Source organism: Chryseobacterium camelliae (assembly GCF_002770595.1).
Taxonomy (GTDB): Bacteria; Bacteroidota; Bacteroidia; order Flavobacteriales; family Weeksellaceae; genus Chryseobacterium; species Chryseobacterium camelliae.
In genome coordinates this window covers 3,718,298-3,733,639 of record NZ_CP022986.1, presented here as the reverse complement: position 1 = coordinate 3,733,639, position 15,342 = coordinate 3,718,298, and the positions used below count along the sequence as shown (strand labels likewise).

The 15,342-nt window shown below is 46.1% G+C and carries 9 protein-coding genes; all 9 read right to left on the bottom strand.

Translation table 11 applies throughout. The features are described from left to right. Positions 1 to 39: 39 nt before the first annotated feature. Positions 40 to 6,387: a T9SS type A sorting domain-containing protein gene (locus CGB83_RS17195; protein WP_100076925.1), complete on the bottom strand. Its 6,348-nt coding sequence runs from the start codon at positions 6,385 to 6,387 to the stop codon at positions 40 to 42. Between the two features lie 18 nt (positions 6,388 to 6,405). Beyond that, positions 6,406 to 7,341: a formyltransferase family protein gene (locus CGB83_RS17190; RefSeq protein ID WP_100076924.1), complete on the bottom strand. Its 936-nt coding sequence runs from the start codon at positions 7,339 to 7,341 to the stop codon at positions 6,406 to 6,408. Further along, positions 7,338 to 8,456: a type 1 periplasmic-binding domain-containing protein gene (locus CGB83_RS17185; protein WP_157761447.1), complete on the bottom strand. Its 1,119-nt coding sequence runs from the start codon at positions 8,454 to 8,456 to the stop codon at positions 7,338 to 7,340. Before CGB83_RS17185 ends, CGB83_RS17190 begins: the two co-directional genes overlap by 4 nt. Positions 8,457 to 8,507: 51 nt before the next feature. Next, on the bottom strand, positions 8,508 to 9,050 hold the full coding sequence (locus CGB83_RS17180) for a phage tail protein (RefSeq protein WP_100076922.1): 543 nt from the start codon (positions 9,048 to 9,050) through the stop codon (positions 8,508 to 8,510). Positions 9,051 to 9,082: 32 nt separating this feature from the next. After that, complete coding sequence (locus CGB83_RS17175; protein WP_100076921.1) at positions 9,083 to 9,622, bottom strand: phage tail protein; 540 nt, start codon at positions 9,620 to 9,622, stop codon at positions 9,083 to 9,085. A 42-nt stretch (positions 9,623 to 9,664) separates the two neighbouring features. Next, positions 9,665 to 10,204 carry a phage tail protein gene (locus tag CGB83_RS17170; protein ID WP_100076920.1) on the bottom strand — a complete coding sequence of 180 codons (540 nt, stop codon included), beginning with the start codon at positions 10,202 to 10,204 and terminating at the stop codon, positions 9,665 to 9,667. Positions 10,205 to 10,910: 706 nt separating this feature from the next. Continuing rightward, entirely contained in the window at positions 10,911 to 11,828 is a 918-nt protein-coding gene (locus CGB83_RS17165) for a helix-turn-helix domain-containing protein (protein WP_100076919.1), read from the bottom strand. Positions 11,829 to 12,129: 301 nt separating this feature from the next. Continuing rightward, complete coding sequence (locus CGB83_RS17160; RefSeq protein WP_100076918.1) at positions 12,130 to 13,020, bottom strand: SDR family oxidoreductase; 891 nt, start codon at positions 13,018 to 13,020, stop codon at positions 12,130 to 12,132. A gap of 239 nt (positions 13,021 to 13,259) precedes the next feature. Beyond that, positions 13,260 to 15,158 carry a molecular chaperone DnaK gene (gene dnaK, locus CGB83_RS17155; RefSeq protein WP_100076917.1) on the bottom strand — a complete coding sequence of 633 codons (1,899 nt, stop codon included), beginning with the start codon at positions 15,156 to 15,158 and terminating at the stop codon, positions 13,260 to 13,262. Positions 15,159 to 15,342 lie beyond the last annotated feature (184 nt).

Here is a 15,342-nt window from a genome sequence, read left to right as displayed (position 1 = left end):
AAGCATTACCATTATTTAAGCATACATGAAAACCATGTTTTACTTCTTGATGAATTTAAAGGTATGAACAATTCCGTTACCTGTAAATATCTGGATCAGATACATTCCCTGAGGCAATTCGCGAACGTCAACGCTTCGCTCATTGGCCTGCAGTTTTACTTCCGTTACTCTTCGGCCGTCAGCAGCGGTAATAATTACCTTACTGATGGTTTCCTGGCCGCTGATGTTAAGGATGTCCCTTACCGGATTAGGATAGATCTGAAGTTTAGATTTAGACGGTGCATTGTCTACTCCTAAAGTATTGTTAATTGCCAATACTGCCAGAGAGGCTGATGATTCACAGCTTCCTACGGTCTGAGTAGCATAATAAGTCGTATTATTCACCAATACTGTCGTGATCGGCAAACTACCGGTATGGTTAGCGGCATCAGATGCCGAAGCATACCATTTGATATTCTGCCCTGTAACCACTAAAGCGCTTAAAGTGCTTCCCGACGTGAAATTCTGGGTTGCTGCTCCTGTAGGTGCAGCTACCGGACCCGACTGGGTAATGGTTACAGTCCTTGTTAATGTACATCCTTTAGAATCAGTCACAACCACAGTGTATATTCCGGCAGCTAAGCCTGATGCTGTGGCAGTGGTTCCTCCGGATGGAGACCATGAATAAGTGTATGGTGCTGTTCCTCCCGTCACTGTTATAGTTGCACTTCCGGTAGATCCTCCGTTACAAGCTATATTCGTTTGGGTAACGGTTCCGCTTAATGCAGTAGGTTGTGTAACCGTTGCATTTACTGTAGCAGTACATCCGTTAGCATCGGTAATAACAACAGTATACGTTCCTGCGGCTAAACCGATGCGGTCTTCGGTAGTTACACCTCCGCCCCAGTTAAAGGTATACGGTGCTGTTCCTCCTGCCGGTGTTAAGTTGATCGATCCGTTGGAAGCGCCGTTACATGCTACATCCGTTACCACTGTCGTTCCGGATACTGCACTTGCAGGCTGGGTTACGGTTGCGTTTACTGTAGCAGTACATCCGTTAGCATCAGTGATGGTTACGGTATAGGTTCCTGCGGCTAAGCCGGTACGGTCTTCTGTCGTGATTCCACCACCCCAGTTAAAGGTATACGGTGCCGTTCCTCCTGCCGGTGTTAAGTTAATCGCTCCGTTGGAAGCGCCGTTACATGCTACGTTCGTTACCACTGTTGTTCCGGACACTGCACTTGCAGGCTGGGTTACGGTTGCATTTACTGTAGCAGTACATCCGTTAGCATCAGTGATGATTACGGTATAGGTTCCTGCGGCTAAGCCGGTGCGGTCTTCGGTAGTGACACCTCCGCCCCAGTTGAAAGTATACGGTGCTGTTCCTCCTGCCGGTGTTAAGTTAATAGATCCGTTGGAAGCGCCGTTACATGCTACGTTCGTTACCACTGTTGTTCCGGACACTGCACTCGATTGAGTAATCGTAACAGTCCTTGTCAGTGTACATCCGTTAGCATCAGTTACCGTCACAGTGTATGTTCCGGCAGACAGGCCAGTAGCGGTTGCTGCTGTTCCTCCGGATGGAGACCATGAATAAGTGTATGGTGCTGTTCCTCCTGTTACCGTTACAGTAGCAGTTCCGGTTGATCCTCCGTTACAAAGTACATTGGTTTGGGTAACGGTTCCGCTTAATGCAGTAGGTTGTGTAACCGTTGCATTAACCGTTGCAGTACATCCGTTAGCATCAGTGATGGTTACGGTATAGGTTCCTGCTGCTAAGCCGGTACGGTCTTCGGTGGTTACACCTCCGCCCCAGTTAAAGGTATACGGTGCTGTTCCTCCTGCCGGTGTTAAGTTAATAGATCCGTTGGAAGCGCCGTTACATGCTACGTTCGTTACCACTGTCGTTCCGGACACTGCACTTGCAGGCTGGGTTACGGTTGCGTTTACTGTAGCAGTACATCCGTTAGCATCGGTGATGGTTACGGTATAGGTTCCTGCGGCTAAACCGGTGCGGTCTTCTGTCGTGATTCCACCACCCCAGTTGAATGTATACGGTGCCGTTCCTCCCGCCGGTGTTAAGTTAATAGATCCGTTGGAAGCGCCGTTACACGCTACGTTCGTTACCACTGTTGTCCCTGATACTGCACTTGCAGGCTGGGTTACGGTTGCATTTACTGTAGCAGTACATCCGTTGGCATCAGTAATGATTACGGTATACGTTCCTGCTGCTAAACCGGTGCGGTCTTCTGTCGTGATTCCACCACCCCAGTTGAATGTATACGGTGCCGTTCCTCCTGCCGGTGTTAAGTTAATAGATCCGTTGGAAGCGCCGTTACACGCTACGTTCGTTACCACTGTCGTTCCGGATACTGCACTTGCAGGCTGGGTTACGGTTGCATTTACTGTAGCAGTACATCCGTTGGCATCAGTAATGATTACGGTATACGTTCCTGCTGCTAAACCGGTACGGTCTTCTGTCGTGATTCCACCACCCCAGTTGAATGTATACGGTGCTGTTCCTCCTGCCGGTGTTAAGTTAATCGATCCATTAGAAGCGCCGTTACATGCTACGTTCGTTACCACTGTCGTTCCGGATACTGCACTCGATTGAGTAATCGTAACAGTCCTTGTCAGTGTACATCCGTTAGCATCAGTTACCGTCACAGTGTATGTTCCGGCAGACAGGCCAGTAGCGGTTGCTGCTGTTCCTCCGGATGGAGACCATGAATAAGTGTATGGTGCTGTTCCTCCTGTTACAGTCACAGTAGCTGTTCCGGTTGATCCTCCGTTACAAAGTACATTGGTTTGGGTAACGGTTCCGCTTAATGCAGTAGGTTGTGTAACCGTTGCATTTACTGTAGCAGTACATCCGTTAGCATCAGTGATGGTTACGGTATAGGTTCCTGCTGCTAAGCCGGTACGGTCTTCGGTGGTTACACCTCCGCCCCAGTTAAAGGTATACGGTGCTGTTCCTCCTGCCGGTGTTAAGTTAATAGATCCGTTGGAAGCGCCGTTACATGCTACGTTCGTTACCACTGTTGTTCCGGACACTGCACTTGCAGGCTGGGTTACGGTTGCGTTTACTGTAGCAGTACATCCGTTAGCATCGGTGATGGTTACGGTATAGGTTCCTGCGGCTAAGCCGGTACGGTCTTCTGTCGTGATTCCACCACCCCAGTTAAAGGTATACGGTGCCGTTCCTCCTGCCGGTGTTAAGTTAATCGCTCCGTTGGAAGCGCCGTTACATGCTACGTTCGTTACCACTGTTGTTCCGGACACTGCACTTGCAGGCTGGGTTACGGTTGCATTTACTGTAGCAGTACATCCGTTAGCATCAGTGATGATTACGGTATAGGTTCCTGCGGCTAAGCCGGTGCGGTCTTCGGTAGTGACACCTCCGCCCCAGTTGAAAGTATACGGTGCTGTTCCTCCTGCCGGTGTTAAGTTAATAGATCCGTTGGAAGCGCCGTTACATGCTACGTTCGTTACCACTGTTGTTCCGGACACTGCACTCGATTGAGTAATCGTAACAGTCCTTGTCAGTGTACATCCGTTAGCATCAGTTACCGTCACAGTGTATGTTCCGGCAGACAGGCCAGTAGCGGTTGCTGCTGTTCCTCCGGATGGAGACCATGAATAAGTGTATGGTGCTGTTCCTCCTGTTACCGTTACAGTAGCAGTTCCGGTTGATCCTCCGTTACAAAGTACATTGGTTTGGGTAACGGTTCCGCTTAATGCAGTAGGTTGTGTAACCGTTGCATTAACCGTTGCAGTACATCCGTTAGCATCAGTGATAATTACGGTATACGTTCCTGCGGCTAAACCGGTACGGTCTTCTGTCGTGATTCCACCACCCCAGTTGAAGGTATACGGTGCTGTTCCTCCTGCCGGTGTTAAGTTGATCGATCCATTAGAAGCGCCGTTACACGCTACGTTCGTTACCACTGTTGTCCCGGACACTGCACTTGCAGGCTGGGTTACGGTTGCGTTTACTGTAGCAGTACATCCGTTAGCATCAGTGATGGTTACGGTATAGGTTCCTGCTGCTAAACCGGTGCGGTCTTCTGTCGTGATTCCACCACCCCAGTTAAAGGTATACGGTGCTGTTCCTCCTGCCGGTGTTAAGTTGATCGATCCGTTGGAAGCGCCGTTACACGCTACGTTAGTTACAACTGTCGTTCCGGACACTGCACTTGCAGGCTGGGTTACGGTTGCGTTTACTGTAGCAGTACATCCGTTAGCATCGGTGATGGTTACGGTATAGGTTCCTGCTGCTAAGCCGGTACGGTCTTCTGTCGTGATTCCACCACCCCAGTTGAAGGTATACGGTGCTGTTCCTCCTGCCGGTGTTAAGTTGATCGATCCGTTGGAAGCGCCGTTACATGCTACGTTTGTTACCACTGTCGTTCCGGACACTGCACTTGCAGGCTGGGTTACGGTTGCATTTACTGTAGCAGTACATCCGTTAGCATCGGTGATGGTTACGGTATAGGTTCCTGCGGCTAAGCCAGTACGGTCTTCAGTGGTTACACCTCCGCCCCAGTTAAAGGTATACGGTGCTGTTCCTCCTGCCGGTGTTAAGTTAATCGATCCGTTGGAAGCGCCGTTACATGCTACGTTTGTTACAACCGTTGTTCCGGACACTGCACTTGCAGGCTGGGTTACCGTTGCATTTACTGTCGCGGTACATCCGTTGGCATCAGTGATGGTTACGGTATACGTTCCTGCGGCTAAACCGGTACGGTCTTCGGTCGTGATTCCACCACCCCAGTTGAAGGTATACGGTGCGGTTCCTCCTGCCGGTGTTAAGTTGATCGATCCGTTGGAAGCGCCGTTACATGCTACGTTTGTTACAACCGTTGTTCCGGACACTGCACTTGCAGGCTGGGTTACGGTTGCATTTACTGTAGCAGTACATCCGTTAGCATCGGTGATGGTTACGGTATATGTTCCTGCTGCTAAGCCGGTACGGTCTTCTGTCGTGATTCCACCACCCCAGTTAAAGGTATACGGTGCCGTTCCTCCTGCCGGTGTTAAGTTGATCGATCCGTTAGAAGCGCCGTTACACGCTACATTCGTTACCACTGTCGTTCCGGACACTGCACTTGCAGGCTGATTGATTGTAAATGTCCTTGTGGTCTGACATCCGGAATTATCAGTTACCGTTACGGTATAGGTTCCGGCAGACAGCCCTGTAGCCGTAGCTGCAGTACCGCCAAAAGGTGCCCATGAATAAGAATAAGGGGCTACACCTCCCGATGGCACTACAGTAGCACTTCCATTGGAGCCTCCGTTACAGGCTACATCTGTTTTGCTCCCTGTAGTACTGATGCTTACCACCGTAAGGGTTGCAGCAGTAGAGGTAGCAGAACCCGAAGTATTACTGGCCACGGCACGGTACTGATAGCCGTTCATCGCTGCTGTTGCTCCGGTTATCGTCAGCGTACCGGTGGTTACTCCTGAATAAGGAGCCGTATTGGTTAAAGCAATAAAACCGCTTCCTGAATTCTGATACCATTGGTAAGAAGTGGCTCCTGACGAACTTACCGTAAAGGTAGTCGTACCTCCGGCACAGATCGTCCTGTTGGCAGGACTGGCTGTGATCACAGGAGCACCGCCAATGAAAGTACATCCTGAATACTGTGATCCGGAGGAATTACTAAGCGTCCAGTTGGCATTATCCATTACTGCTGTCCTCACATTTGCTACCGTAGAAGTAGGTACTCCGGTACAGTTGAATTTTCCTGAATCAGGGGTATCAGCTGCTATAGGACCTGTGTAGAATGCACTTGTCCCTCCCGTAAGTCCCGGAGGCATCAAAGAGGCATTAGGACCGGATGGAGCTCCAACGTTCCAGGCAGCAGATGTAGAAGCGGCGGTATAATAATAATTGATACCGGCAATGCAGGTGACTCCCGTCCCTGTAATGCTTCCGTTGCCTCCCTGAAATGCTATAACCTGATCACCCACGGTAGATAATGATAGCCCATTGCTGGATGTTCCATCGGTGAGCGCTACCGTTCCGTTAGCCACAGAAGTACCTGTTGAAGGATTATACGTGTAGGCCGTAAGCCCTACAATATAGACTTCAGTTCCTCTTGGAAGTGCAGTACCGCTGGTCCATGTAATGGAAGATTCTGAACCTGCACTTGTCGTTGCCTGCCAGGTATTATTACCCTGATATCCCTGATCGGTAAAACTTATTTTTGTCCCGCTTGAAATATTAGCCAGCAGGACAAATGAAAAAACATCTCCTGTAGCCGAACTGGGTGTTGAATCATATGCGGTGAATGCAATATCACCTGCTGCGAGAGTCGTTTGCGCCTGGGCAGATCCCAGCATTAACGCTCCCGCCATAAAGACGGCGTGCGTTAACTTCTTGATTTTAGAATAAAAATTTGTCATATATAAACACTATTTAAGTTATAAATTGATCATCTGTCCTCCTTTCTTAAGTCCGAAGGCGGATAGCTTATGTCCGCTCATGAATCCTTCATCGGTATAGACAATGTCTAACCTGAGATGGGTATCATGATTACATTTCACGATAAAGCCCTGTTCTTTATCCAATGACAGAATAGTTCCGGGAAGTCCCGGATGACTGTCCATCCCATGAACCACCGTAGCTTCCACTACCCTGATGTTCCATCCGTTCCATTGGGTATACGCGCCTTTATTCCATGGGTTACATGCCCTAGCAAGTGCTTCTACAGTTTCAGCATCCTGCTTTTGCCAGGAAATACAGACATCGGCAATCCCGGGTTTCGGAAAATACCGTGCATGCTGCTCATCCTGTTGTGTTCCCTTTACCTTTGCCTGCAGTAAAACGATAAGTTCATGAAGGAGGCCTGCTCCTAACCATGACAAACGCGTGCATAAACTGCCATGCGTCATATCAGCGGTAAGAGGAATATTCTTTTTGAGGATCATAGCACCCCGGTCTATCGCCTCGTCAATGGCATGAACGGTAATTCCTGTCTCTTTTGCCCTGCTCCTGAGGGATTCAAAGACCGGATCCGCACCACGCATTTCAGGCAAGAGCCCGTAATGGAAATTATAAAAGGTATCCGGATAGTCATGAAGGAGCTCCGGACTGATTTTCCACGGGAATGTCATGGTCAAGATATAGTCTGCCGCTGTTGTACCCAGCATTTCTATGATCTGTACAGACTGGTTTTCTTTGCTGATGATAAAAAGCGGAATTCCGGATTGTGAAAGCCATGAGCAAAAATCAATAACATCAGTATTGCCTTCTGCCACCCCTACAGCACAAAGCCGGCCTTCTGCATGTAAAGACTGCAGGGCCGGAACCGCCATTCGGTTGTTGCATAAAACAGCTATCTTAGGTTTGTTGATCATGATTCCAAACAGGCATAAGCGTTAAGCCAGCTATTAGCTTCGGTATTCTTCAGGGACTGAATATTATTTTTTAATCCTTCGCGTTCCGATTCCGTTACTGAAGCAGCTTCCGGATTCGTGAGAAGGCAGTTTCCTGTGACTTCGTCTTTTGAAACGGTAGCATAATACACAGCCGCTTCCGTAAATCCGTTTTCAGGATTTACCGTTACATTCCCCCGGGGCGAGTGGATGGACATGTCATCGAAGCTGGTATTTTCCAGTCCGATAAATTGTGCAGCCTCCCATCCCAGCAATGAGAAAAGGTTGGCTTTACCTTCCCTGATGCTGTTCATTATACTTACGAAAGTCCTGTTTTCAGGAATCTGTAATTCCCCAGACCACGCTACAGCTGTGCTCCAGTCATATCCGGGATAAGGTATTTTGTTCAGCCATGTTTCATCGGACGTGAAGCACGTTCCGTAAACCATCCCATTACCGGCCATGCCATTGCTTCCGTTAAAAAAGTCTTCTGCCATATCACCACAGAAGGAAGCCAGCACTGCTGTTCCTTCTTCTTTTTCAAGAAATTCTCTAAGAGGTTGAAGAGTAAAGTCAGAACGCCGCAGGGAAGTAATGTGGTTGAATACAATGGATCCTCCTTTTTCTTCCGCAGCCGCAGCATACACATAAGAAGGACGGTACCCGGCATCATAAAACGAGCAGCTGAATGCAAAATTCCTGAAGCCGTCTTCAATGGCTTTCTGAACAATGACCCTGGTACATAAACTTCCCTGAAGGGAAATGAACCATGCATGGCTAAGCTTCTGAAATTTCGGGAAATGGTATCCGCTGTCCAGAACAATCAGCGTCTTGCCGGAAGACTCAAACAGAGGATGTACGAATTCTGCTGCAAGCGGATTCATATATCCTATGATGACATCGGTTCCGGACAATAAAAACTGTTCGCAATGGTCATAGATTTCCTCGTGTTTTGCAGCGACTCCTATTCCGGCTGAAACTATTTCATGGTATCCCTCCAGGCCCATATTCTTCAGGGACTGTTTGAAACCATCCATAATATCAAAAGAAAGCGACGGATAGATGACAGATCGAGGTAAAAGTAAAGCTATTTTCATATTCTGATAAAGCTTCCGGTTAAGCATATAACCGGAAGCCTGTTAATTATTTTAAGATCTGGACGGGAAGATACCGTACACACAAATGATATAATTGATGCCAAGGTAGGGCTGGCGTACGCCAATCGGCTGGCTTCCTCCTGCGGTGCTTAATGCAAAGGCATTGGGTATCGCCCTCATATTGCTGTCTGCCTGCTGGGTTGAATACAGCCCGGGCAATGCGGCCAGCGTATGGCCCCCAGGAGAACCTGTGTTACCTGCATCTGAAAAAGTTTTCATCGAAATGGTTTCCGATCCCGGTAAATGATTGTGCATAGGCATATGCTGTACGTCACACGTTACCGTTTCAGTACCCACCATTTGTCCCAGCTGAAACGTTTTTGTTCCTATTCCCGTTCCTGTTCCCATAGCGGTCCTTCCGGAAAAATTAGGGAGCATGAACGTTGTTCTTCCATCGCCTCCGTACATATTTCCTAAAAGTGCAAAAAGCGCCTGGTTTGTATTGATTGCTAATGTCTGTCCCTGGCATAAAGCCCAGTATTTCGGGGCAAAATCTCCGGCAAACATCCTTATTTCTGACATGGTTCCTTCCATAATGATAGTTTTTTTAGTATTGATAAGCAGAATTAGTCTCTTGGCGGATAATACCCTTCAAGACAAATGATATAATTGGTAGGCATAATTGGCTGTACGATGCTGAAAGGCAGGTTACTGCCCACAACGGATATGTTACCTGCAATAGCTGCCGGAGCCATATTGGTATCCGGAGCCAGAGTAGAATAAGCACCGGAAAGCCCACCCAGTATATTTCCTGTAGGAGAACCTATGTCTCCTCCATCTGAGTAACAAGGGAATGTAATAGTTGCCGATGCAGTATGGGTGTGCGCAGGCATCTGTGCAGAAGTCATGGTCACATTCTCCGTACCTCCCGTCTGCCCTAAATTGATGGCGGTCAATCCCGCTCCCTGTCCTGTACCTACCGCTACACGGCCTCTAAAGTCCGGTACGGCAAAATTGCTCTGTCCGTCACCTCCGAAAGTCGTTCCTAATATTGAAAATGCTGCCGTATATTGTGCTAAACTGTATTTTGTTCCGTCACAGAAAACCCAGCCTAACGGAGCAAAATTTCCTCCAAATAATCGGATTTCTCCTATATAACCTTCCATAATGATGTCTTTAATGTGTTATTGATTTATTTTTAAAAATGATCAGGACCTTTGAGGAAAAACTCCGTACAGGCATACGATGTAATTCATTCCCAGGGATGGCTGAACAAAAGTGAGGGCATCACTGCTTCCTGCTGTCCCTATCTGCAATGCCAATGGCATTGTTCTTGTAGTTGAGTCGCTGCCCTGATCGCTGTACATGGCTGACTTGGCGGCAAGCACATTGTTCGCCGGAGTTCCCGAGTCACCCTCATCCGAATAAGCAGGAATAACAACATTTCCTGATACAGTATGGGTGTGTGCCGGTAAATTCTGCATCGTTAAAGTCACAGAATTTGTTCCATATAGTTTACCCTGCTGATAATAGGATAGTCCGGGTGCCTGCCCGACTCCGACAGCTGACCTGCCGGCAAGATTCGGCAGTCCGAAAGTGGTTACACCATCCCCTCCGTACACGGTTCCGAAGAGTGAAAATAAAGCCGTGTTCGACCTGATGGCCAATAGCATCCCATTACAGTACTGCCAGTTCCTGGGAGCAAAGTTTGCGGCAAAAAGTCGGATTTCTCCAATTGTTCCGTCCATAATTATTGTTTTTTAAATTGAAAAATAGATCAATAGGTAATGTAGCATGAAAATATAATGGAAGTCCCAGATCAGAATATGATAAACACTTCAGAGTCCCGTGTGTTACTCAGTGTAAAAAATTCCGGATATAGTTCCTGATTAAGATCTGAAAAGACCGTACAATGCTTAAACCGCAATGAAGTCACGAGCTCATAGCGAAGTGAGTGACGGGCTTAGCTTTTGCCCTGATTAGAATATTATTCATGTTTATGCGGTTTTTTGGTTAATTGATTTTACAATAATCAGACAATAAAATATCACCTGATTATGGGTGCAAATTTAAATTTATTATTAATATATCCAACATATTAATAATAAATTTAATAATTTATTTATTTTAATGAACTCTTTTTAAAATTCGCCCATTCCTAAAATTAAATAATTATCACCTGATAAAATTAGTCATCCTGAAGTTCCCGGCAATCGGTATTTCTACTGAATTTACACCAGAGTGTATCATTCCGGTTGATACAGGTCTTCATACAAAGGTCTCAGAGGGAATGGAAAGGTCAGATCATGGAAAATAATGGCGGTTGTTAAGGATCAGCCTCCAATCCGGCTGTATGATAAAAACCCCTTCCAATGTATATTTGAAGGGGACTTTAATCTTAGGCAACAGTATAGGTGTCAGGTGTTCTGATCAGCAGTAATGCAGAGCTTGTTACTAATGAAATGAAGCCCTGAATTCCAGAGGTGACATCTGTGTTTTGGTCTTGAACAGTTTGCTGAATGACTGTGAGTGCTCAAAACCTAAATCGTAGGCGATTTCGCTGACGGATACATTTGTCGTCGATAATTTTTCCTTGGCTTTGCTGATCAGTCGATCGTGGATGTGTTGCTGCGTGCTCTGCCCTGTAAGTAATTTGAGCAGACTACTCAGGTATTTCGGCGAAACATGTAAAGTATCGGCAATGTATTGAACCGTAGGCAATCCTTTGATGGACAAATCATCATCAAAGTAGTCTGCCAGCAGCTTTTCCAGACGTGCTAAAATATCATGATTGGCCTTTTCCCTAGTCATGAACTGGCGGTTGTAGAACCTTTCCGAATAATTGAGCAGGCTTTCAATCTGCGAAATCATAATCTGCTTGCTGAACTTATCTATATTGGTATGGTATTCCTGCCTGATGTTTTCAATGATGCCATTCAGTGTTTTCTGTTCTTTTTCCGAAAGAAACAATGCTTCACTGACCGAATAATCAAAGTAATCATACCGCCTGATATTTTTGGCCAGCGGCGTATTCCATAAAAAATCGGGGTGAATAAGCAGCATCCAGCCCCAACGTTTTTCAGTGGAAGCCGGATCAGACTGTATCCTGAAAACCTGGTTGGGTTCTATAAATGCCATGACTCCTTCATCAAAATCGAATTCCTGCTGCCCGTAATACATTTTCCCGCCGATCCCGCTTTTCTGCGAAATCATATAAAAATCGAGCACAAGGTTCACTTCGCCAATATCCGAAGGCCTCTTGATGGCTGAATAATCCACAACGCTGATCAGAGGATGCTCAGGCTTGGGCAGGCCACGCAACCGGTGAAACTCGCTGATGCTTTTTATTCTTTGTATCTGCCGTTGTTCCATTACACAAAATTATACATTATAGTTGGTTTTGCTTTGCTGTTACCAGCCCAATTCATTTCTGTTTCTATCGAAAAATTGACCTGTTGCTATATCCGGTAAAGCAACATGCTTCACAATAATCCCCGCAGCACGCTTTGTGGTCCGGATTCCCTGGTCCTGATTGAGGTTCGATGCCGTATATGATGACTTTAATATTCGTATCCCGTACTCTTTTAACTGCAGAACCTTAAAAGCGTTCAATGCAGTTTTCCAAGTACGGTAAGCATTATGACTCCTGAAATCGGGATTTTGAAAATCAGCCTTAAAAATAATTAAGCCTCATATCTTCCAAAAGCCCGATATGATTAGGATTCCAGCCCAGCATTTCCCGGGTTTTCAAATTGGCAGCGGGGCAATCCATGGTAATAAAATGGCTCATCCATTCAAAATGGTTGTTCAGGTCTTCGCCGGAAACAGAGGCTACAGGAAGGTCCAGTTCCTGTCCGATCAGTTCTGCGATCTCTCTCATTTCAATTGCTTCTCCGTCCACCACGTTATACAATGCACCTGTATGCCCTTTTTCCACTGCCAGACGGAAAGCCTTTGCAGCATCCAGGCGATGGACACCTATCCAACGGTTCCTGCCATCATCAGGATAAGCCGAGACCCCGTTTTTACGGGCCTGATTAATAATAAAAGGAATGAAGCCCGCATCTCCTGCGTCATGAACAGAGGGTGCCAGACGGACAACAGAGGCACGGATCCCTTCTGAAGCCAGGGCCAGTGCCGCTTCTTCCGATGACCTAAGGGAATGTTCTGCAATGCTTTCTTCGGTAATGAAACCGTTGATCTTAGGCAGGCCCAGCATTCCGGAAGTGACCACAATGGGCTTTTCTGTCCCTTTCAGTGCTTCACCCATGGCGAAGATTGCTTTCTTGTCGGTTGTTGCAGCATCAGAGAATGTGGCTGCTCCTCCTTTCATGAAATCATGATTAAACCCACAATGGATAATTCCATCTGCACTTACGGCACCCTGTTGCAGGATATCGAGGTCTTCAAGATGTCCACGGAGCACCTCAGCGCCTAAATTACGGATGATTTTTGCAGATTCTTCAGACCTGGCCAGACCCGTTACATGATGTCCTGCACGGATGAGTTCTTTTACTGTTGCTGAGCCGTTATAGCCCGATGCCCCTGTAACAAATACATTCATTTTAGTGATATTTTATTAAAGCAAAGTTGCAGAGATTTCAACGGCCGCATGTAGCCAAATATCCGTTTATTGTAGCCTGAATACAGAATGAAGCCATTTTGCCTTTTCTGTTTTGCATGCTATGTCAGCAATCCGTTGACTATCTAACTATTTATCCGCAATGAATTAAACATAAAAACCGCTGCAGATCAATGCCTGCAGCGGTTTGCTTTATTTCAGTGATTACTATTAATCAATCATTATTTTACTTCTTCGAAGTCTGCATCCTGAACATCATCTGCTCCGCCTGCATTATTTCCTCCTGCATTCTGAGCTCCCGCATCAGCACCCGGCTGTTGTCCTGCTGCATACAGTTCTTCTGAAGCAGCCATCCAAGCGGCATCTAAGGCTTCAGTCTTCGCTTTCACATCGTCTGAATTTTTAGCTTCGAAAGCTGTTTTCAGTTCTCCGTGAGCAGCTTCAATAGCCGCTTTTTTATCGGCAGACAATTTATCACCGAATTCTTTCAGCTGTTTTTCAGTCTGGAAAATCAATCCGTCAGCTTTATTAAAGATTTCAACTTCTTCTTTTTTCTTGGCATCAGCAGCAGAATTTTCCTGAGCTTCTTTCTTCATTCTTTCGATTTCTTCGTCGGAAAGTCCTGAAGAAGCCTGAATCTTGATGGTCTGTTCTTTACCCGTTCCTTTATCTTTAGCAGAAACACTTAAGATACCATTGGCGTCAATATCGAAGGTTACTTCGATCTGAGGAACTCCTCTTGGTGCCGGTGGAATATCCGTAAGGTCGAATCTACCGATCTCTTTGTTGTCATTGAACATCGGTCTTTCCCCCTGTCCTACTCTGATGCTTACTGCCGGCTGGTTGTCAGACGCGGTAGAGAATACTTCAGATTTTTTAGTTGGGATCGTGGTGTTCGCTTCAATTAATTTAGTGAATACGGAACCCATGGTTTCGATACCTAAAGAAAGCGGCGTAACGTCAAGAAGCAATACATCTTTTACATCACCGGTTAATACTCCTCCCTGGATGGCAGCACCAATAGCTACTACTTCATCCGGGTTTACTCCTTTAGATGGTTTCTTACCAAAGAATTTCTCCACTTCTTCCTGGATGATCGGGATTCTTGTAGAACCTCCTACCAGGATTACTTCGTCGATATCTGAAGTAGATAAACCTGCATCTTTCAAGGCTTTGGCTACCGGATCCATAGATCTCTTTACCAGGTCAGCAGATAACTGCTCGAATTTAGCCTTGGTTAAAGTTTTCACCAGGTGCTTAGGACCTGTTGCTGTAGCAGTGATATAAGGAAGGTTGATTTCAGTCTGTGGAGAAGAAGACAACTCGATCTTAGCTTTTTCAGCCGCTTCTTTCAGTCTCTGTAATGCGATAGCATCAGATTTCAGGTCTACTCCTTCTTCAGCTTTGAACTCATCCGCCATCCAGTTAATGATCACATCATCAAAGTCATCACCTCCAAGGTGCGTATCACCGTTGGTAGACAATACTTCGAATACACCGTCTCCTAAATCAAGGATAGAAATATCGAAAGTACCCCCTCCTAAATCGTATACTGCGATTTTCTGGTCTTTATGGTTTTTATCCAGACCATAGGCTAATGCAGCAGCAGTAGGTTCGTTGATGATTCTTTCAACTTTAAGACCTGCAATTTCTCCTGCTTCTTTGGTAGCCTGTCTCTGAGCATCGTTAAAGTACGCCGGAACAGTGATTACCGCTCTTGTTACTTCCTGACCCAGGTAATCTTCAGCTGTTTTCTTCATTTTCTGAAGCGTCATAGCAGAGATTTCCTGCGGTGTATATTCTCTGTCGTCGATTTTTACTTTTACTGTATCATTCGGTCCGCTTACCACTTCGTAAGGAACTCTTGAAATTTCCTTCGCATCTTCCTTGAAGTGCGTCCCGATAAATCTCTTGATTGAATATACTGTTTTCTTAGGGTTAGTTACCGCCTGTCTTTTTGCAGGATCCCCTACTTTTCTTTCTCCGTCTTCTGTAAAGGCAACAATGGAAGGCGTGGTTCTCTTACCTTCCGCGTTAGGAATAACAACAGGGTCTTTACCCTCCATTACGGCAACACATGAGTTGGTTGTTCCTAAGTCGATTCCGATTATTTTACTCATAATATTTTTATTTTTCTAATTTTCTTTTTTAAACTATATGCATCATTTCTCAATATTTGTACCACATCAAAATTTGTGACAAATTGACACAATTGCATAAACCAGGATTGCATCTGAAAGATTTGCCTACCAGTAATTATTATAAAAAAAATAAATTTGAAAATTATAGACAAGAAAAAAAATA

What these genes read in the sequence shown, in the direction of transcription:
- CGB83_RS17195 (WP_100076925.1), bottom strand. Translation starts at nt 6,387, where the DNA reads ATGACAAATTTTTATTCTAAAATCAAGAAGTTAACGCACGCCGTCTTT.
- CGB83_RS17190 (WP_100076924.1), bottom strand. Translation starts at nt 7,341, where the DNA reads ATGATCAACAAACCTAAGATAGCTGTTTTATGCAACAACCGAATGGCG.
- CGB83_RS17185 (WP_157761447.1), bottom strand. Translation starts at nt 8,456, where the DNA reads ATGAAAATAGCTTTACTTTTACCTCGATCTGTCATCTATCCGTCGCTT.
- CGB83_RS17180 (WP_100076922.1), bottom strand. Translation starts at nt 9,050, where the DNA reads ATGGAAGGAACCATGTCAGAAATAAGGATGTTTGCCGGAGATTTTGCC.
- CGB83_RS17175 (WP_100076921.1), bottom strand. Translation starts at nt 9,622, where the DNA reads ATGGAAGGTTATATAGGAGAAATCCGATTATTTGGAGGAAATTTTGCT.
- CGB83_RS17170 (WP_100076920.1), bottom strand. Translation starts at nt 10,204, where the DNA reads ATGGACGGAACAATTGGAGAAATCCGACTTTTTGCCGCAAACTTTGCT.
- CGB83_RS17165 (WP_100076919.1), bottom strand. Translation starts at nt 11,828, where the DNA reads ATGGAACAACGGCAGATACAAAGAATAAAAAGCATCAGCGAGTTTCAC.
- CGB83_RS17160 (WP_100076918.1), bottom strand. Translation starts at nt 13,020, where the DNA reads ATGAATGTATTTGTTACAGGGGCATCGGGCTATAACGGCTCAGCAACA.
- dnaK (WP_100076917.1), bottom strand. Translation starts at nt 15,158, where the DNA reads ATGAGTAAAATAATCGGAATCGACTTAGGAACAACCAACTCATGTGTT.